Source organism: Actinomadura roseirufa (genome assembly GCF_900659635.1).
Taxonomy (GTDB): domain Bacteria; phylum Actinomycetota; class Actinomycetes; order Streptosporangiales; family Streptosporangiaceae; genus Spirillospora; species Spirillospora roseirufa.
In genome coordinates this window covers 1-1,470 of sequence record NZ_CAACVB010000554.1, presented here as the reverse complement: position 1 = coordinate 1,470, position 1,470 = coordinate 1, and the positions used below count along the sequence as shown (strand labels likewise).

The 1,470-nt window shown below is 61.0% G+C and carries 1 protein-coding gene; it reads left to right on the top strand.

Annotation, left to right across the window (positions count from 1 at the left end; genetic code table 11):
• The first annotated feature begins 336 nt into the window (after positions 1-336).
• Complete coding sequence (locus E1291_RS41335; protein WP_131743461.1) at positions 337-1,425, top strand: methyltransferase domain-containing protein; 1,089 nt, start codon at positions 337-339, stop codon at positions 1,423-1,425.
• The last annotated feature ends 45 nt before the right edge of the window (positions 1,426-1,470 follow it).

The window sequence follows — 1,470 nt, the reverse complement described above, 5'->3', positions numbered from 1 at the left end:
CGCCTCCCGCCGCGCCCGCTCCACAGCGGTCAACCCGCCGCCCTCGCCATACCGCATCCACCAAGGGAAACCCGCCCACACCCGACAGGCCAGTCACCACCAAGACACAGTCGATAACCCCAACTATTGAAGCTCTCTAGCGCCCCTCCCCTAGCTTTCCACCGAGCCCTCTGATCGCGGCTGCCTCCAAGCCGACGAGCATGGTGGAGAGTCACCAATCGAGAGTAGGACCATGGGCAAGCACAGCAAGAAACAGAAATGCCGTCGATGTGACGGCACAGGGACTATCGTTGTAGAAACGGACGGGAAAGATAAGCGCAGCAAGGAAGAGCGCCCATGCCATGTGTGTGGAGGGAATGGGGAAGTATGACCCGCGTAGATCGGAAGTGGTTCATACCTGACACGGTCTGGGTGTGGGGGGACGAGGGATGGTTGGTTCCCCTCCGCCGACAGGACGCCCCCTCTGACTGGGCAGAACTCTGTCAGAGCGATGACCCGATCATCACTCAGGTGGATGACGGCGCCACGGACAGGGGCCTGGAACCCACGAGCTCCAGCAGCGCACCCTCACTCATGCAAGAAATGATCAGTATGCTCGACGTCGAAGCCGGGATGAAGATCCTTGAGATCGGCTCGGGCACCGGATACAACGCTGCACTCCTGGCACAGCTCGCGGGCGCGGAGAATGTGACGACCGTCGAAGTCGATCCCAATGTCGCAGACCACGCCCGCTCGGCCCTGCACAAGGCAGACTTCCCCGTGACGGTGGTTACCGGGGACGGGGCCTTTGGATATCCTGAGCACGCTCCGTACGACCGTGTTATCGCAACGGCCTCCGTGCGAGACATCCCTTACACATGGGTTGCACAGTGTCGCGACTCAGGACGCATTCTCTTGCCCTGGGGCAGCAACCTCGATTCGGGGGGCGTACTACTCACGCTAACAGTGCACAACGACGGCACCGCCGAAGGCAAACTCAGCGAGCCAGTAGCCTTTATGCGGGTTCGTGAGCAGCGACGAAAAAATGTCTCATGGAGTGATGACGAGTACGAGGGTAATTTTACGCAGACCACCACGTCGCACTTCCCGCGCGAGGTCTTCGAAGTCAGCTCCACTGCCCGCTTCGCGGTGGGCACGAGGCTCCCCGAGCTTTCCCCAGGAAAGACCAAAAACAGAGATGGCAGCCACACTTACCGGATCTCGGAATACACATCCGACTCATGGGCTTCCCTCACTCCGGGACCTCACGGTAAGCATATTGTGCGGCAGCAGGGGGCTCGACGCCTCTGGGATTCCCTCGAAGCCGCCTATGATTGGTGGCTGCAAGCCGGAAGGCCAGAGCCCGACCGCTTCGGGATCACCGTGACCCCTGAAGGGCAGCGCATATGGCTCGACTCGCCGGACAACGATCTTCCTCCTCTCTAGGCTCGCCGGCGTTCCACGGTCAAGGGCCTGCCGCCACGGAATGAA